This is a genomic window from Clostridium sp., assembly GCF_051650885.1.
Lineage (GTDB): Bacteria > Bacillota > Clostridia > Clostridiales > Clostridiaceae > Clostridium.
Map to the genome: position 1 here is coordinate 1 of NZ_JBOFRG010000347.1, position 3,475 is coordinate 3,475.

3 protein-coding genes and 7 tRNA genes are annotated in these 3,475 nt (G+C 29.5%); all 10 read left to right on the forward strand.

Annotated elements, in window-relative coordinates:
• The first annotated feature begins 61 nt into the window (after nt 1-61).
• Nucleotides 62-138, forward strand: a tRNA-Arg gene (locus ACRC28_RS17585).
• A gap of 8 nt (nt 139-146) precedes the next feature.
• Nucleotides 147-222 (forward strand) — tRNA-His (locus ACRC28_RS17590).
• 6 nt (nt 223-228) lie between these two features.
• Nucleotides 229-303: transfer RNA gene (locus tag ACRC28_RS17595), tRNA-Gln, on the forward strand.
• A gap of 7 nt (nt 304-310) precedes the next feature.
• Nucleotides 311-386: transfer RNA gene (locus ACRC28_RS17600), tRNA-Lys, on the forward strand.
• A 14-nt stretch (nt 387-400) separates the two neighbouring features.
• Nucleotides 401-485, forward strand: a tRNA-Leu gene (locus tag ACRC28_RS17605).
• 11 nt (nt 486-496) lie between these two features.
• Nucleotides 497-570 (forward strand) — tRNA-Gly (locus tag ACRC28_RS17610).
• 147 nt (nt 571-717) lie between these two features.
• Nucleotides 718-794: transfer RNA gene (locus tag ACRC28_RS17615), tRNA-Arg, on the forward strand.
• Nucleotides 795-1,033: 239 nt separating this feature from the next.
• Nucleotides 1,034-1,213 (forward strand): hypothetical protein, encoded by a 180-nt coding sequence (locus ACRC28_RS17620; protein WP_438544754.1) that lies wholly within the window; start codon nt 1,034-1,036, stop codon nt 1,211-1,213.
• 323 nt (nt 1,214-1,536) lie between these two features.
• Entirely contained in the window at nt 1,537-2,322 is a 786-nt protein-coding gene (locus ACRC28_RS17625) for a hypothetical protein (RefSeq protein ID WP_438544755.1), read from the forward strand.
• Between the two features lie 53 nt (nt 2,323-2,375).
• A complete protein-coding gene (locus tag ACRC28_RS17630; protein ID WP_438544756.1) occupies nt 2,376-3,011 on the forward strand; it encodes a DUF488 domain-containing protein in 636 nt (211 codons plus the stop codon).
• Nucleotides 3,012-3,475: the final 464 nt, after the last annotated feature.

Below are 3,475 nucleotides of genomic sequence, written 5' to 3' on the forward strand. Positions count from 1 at the left end.
GGTAATACTCCAGCCTTCCAAGCTGGAAAGGTGAGTTCGATTCTCACTACCCGCTCCATATGCGTCTTTAGCTCAGCTGGATAGAGCAACGCCCTTCTAAGGCGTGGGCCAGGAGTTCGAATCTCTTAAGACGCACCAATTTAGTGGTGGGCGTAGTTCAGTTGGTAGAGCGCCAGATTGTGGTTCTGGTTGTCGTGAGTTCGAGTCTCATCGTCCACCCCATTATATAGGGATATCGCCAAGCGGTAAGGCACCACACTTTGACTGTGGCACTCGTAGGTTCAAATCCTGCTATCCCTGCCAAAAATATGGTTCACTAGCTCAGTCGGTAGAGCACATGACTTTTAATCATGGTGTCCGGGGTTCGATTCCCCGGTGAGCCACCAATAATTATGAACATGCAGATGTGGCGGAATTGGCAGACGCACTAGACTTAGGATCTAGCGCCGGAAGGTGTGGGGGTTCGACTCCCTTCATCTGCACCATAATTATTTATGCGGGTATCGTATATCGGTAATACTCCAGCCTTCCAAGCTGGAAAGGTGAGTTCGATTCTCACTACCCGCTCCAAATTTAAACAACTTAGAAATAAGTTGTTTTTTTATTTCTTATTTAATGTAAAAAAATAAAATAAATCACAAAAAATTGAAATTAATCCACAGAAAAATTGAAATATAAAAAGATATTAGACAAAAGTGTGGATAAAATAGTTAATAAGCATCTATAGCTCAGCTGGATAGAGCGATGGACTTCGAATCCACAGGTCGGGGGTTCAAATCCCTCTAGGTGTACCAAAAAAAGGCTTAGGTTTAATTTAAGCCTTTTTATTTATGTAAAAACTGTAGTAGAAGTTAAATAATAAAAAATTTCTTTGAAATTTATATGCGAAATTAAAAATATAAAAATAGGAGTTAATAAAATACAAGAAAGAAAGGTGTGTATATAGATTACATACCTAATCCATGGCTGGCATTCAACAAATGGTTTGCATCCATTAACCTACTTGGATTATAATCTACCTGAGGTGATAATAATGGAAGCATTAACTGAGTATGGAAAAGAACTATTAAGAAAACAAACTGAGGAATCAGCTAAAAGGATTGAAAAGATACTAGCAGTAACAGGTCCTAATCCTGATCCAATTACATTCTGTAATGAAATGAATAGACAAAAAGAATTGTATCAAGACAAGGATACTATTACAGAGCTTTAATATTAAGGCTCTATTTTTTTGTAAAAATAAAAAGAATTGTAATAAAAAAGACTAAAGATAACTGACATTATCACTAGTCTATTTGTCTAAGCAAAGACGTTAAACTATGCTATAAGCAAGTAATAACGCATACACTCATAACCATATATAGTGTATGTGTTTTTTTCTTGTATGTCAAATAACAAAAAATAATATAAGCCAAAGAGGCAAAAAGAGAAAACATTATGAAAACAGAAATGAATTTAGCTTAAATTAATAAAAATTCAATAAAAAGAAGTTATAATAAATGGAATTAAAGTTTTAGAAATATAGGAGTGAAATAAGTGGAAAATATAAATAAAAGAGAAAGAAAGAGAGTTTTCAGTGAAAGTAGAAAATTAATTTTAGATGATAAATTAGGGTTCTTTCTAAAAATAGGTCTTTTTTTAATTTGTCTATTTGCAGTTAATATTATTGCTGTTGCAATAGGAGAAAAATTAAGTATTATATTAGGGATATTATTTTCAGTTATTATTAGTGTTTTAGTAAATGGATTGTTTAATAAATTTTTATTAGTATCTGAGAAAGAGGGAATTGCTACAAGTATTCATAAAAGTAATATTGGAGTAAAAGCATATATTAATTTATTAGTATGGAAGATTATTAATAATCTAATAGTATTAGCACCAATAATAATTGCAGGAATGGATATTGTGAAAGATACTTTAGAAATAAGAAATGTAAGAATATATTTAGAACAAGTGAAAAATACTGTATTGATCAGCGTTGTTTTGGTGATAGTAATTTCTTTATTAATAAATATGATATTTTTACCAGTAGAATATTTAATCATAGAAGAAAAAGAAAAAAATATATTTAAAGCTATTGCAAGAAGTTTTAATATAAGCAAGAAAAAGATTGGATCAACAATAATTGTATTGGTGGTAGTAAATATACAAGTGTATTTAATTGGAATAATTGCATTCTGGGGTTATAGAAGAAGTGGTTTTGGAATAATCGCCTTAATTGCAATTTTGTTTGTCGTGGTAGCTTTAGCGGGATATTTAAGATTAGTAAAAATAAAATGGTATAAAACATTGATAAGGTTAGGAAAAAATAGAGAGCAATAGAGAAGCGTAAAAATAAAATAATAGACTTTTAAATAAAAGATAGGTGAAAAGAAATGAAAAGAGATATATATACAATAGGTCATTCAAACTATTCAATTGATCAGTTGGTAGAAATGATTAAAAAATATAATATAGATACAATTGTAGATGTAAGAGGAACACCATATTCAAAATATAATATTCAGTATAATTTGAATGTCGTAAAGGAGAATCTTAAAAAATATGATATTACATATGTATATATGGGGAAGGAATTTGGAGCACAAAAAGAAAAAAGAGAGTTTTATATAAATGAAGGATATGCAGATTTCAAGAAAGTAGTAAAAAGTGAGGGCTTTAAAGAAGGGATAGAAAGATTAAAGAGTGGTATTGATAAAGGATATAGTATTTGCTTGTTAGGAGCAAAGCAAAATCCAATAGAATGTCATAGATTTTCACTAGTGGCTTTAGAATTAGAGAAAAATGGGTTTGATGTGAAGAATATTGTACATAGTGGAGAAATAAAAGAGAACCGAGAATTAGAAGAAGAGTTAATTGACAGATATTTTGATAGAAATGATATTAATTTATATTCAATTTTAGAAGGGGAAATGGAAAGAGATGAATATCTAAAGATTTCTTTAGAAAAAATAAATAGAGAAATTGGGTTTAGATTAGAAAAATTAAAAGAAAAAGGATTTAAATTATAAATTTGAAGGGAAAAAGATTATTTATTTTAAGAAAAAATAGTCTTTTTTTTATGCTATTTTACATAAATAGAAGAAAAATATGAAAAATAAAACAAAAACTTATCCTAGTGTATCAATATAAGAAAAAAAGAGAAAATTATATATATAAAAGAGAAATATAGAAATAATTCAAAATTAAGATTATAAATATATATTAGTTATGTAGAATTTGTGATAGAATAAATCCTGTCGCAAGGGAACAAACGAAAAAAACAACAAGAAAAAAGTTGTTGACAAGAAAGTTTCCAAGTGATAAGATAAATAAGTCGCTTGAAGCGATAGATGATCTTTGAAAATTGAACAGATTAATATATAAACAAACTTAAACCAGCAATTCTTTTATTAGTAAGTTTTATGAGCAATTTAAGATTAAACTTTTTATTGAGAGTTTGATCCTGGCTCAGGACGAACGCTGGCGGCGTGCC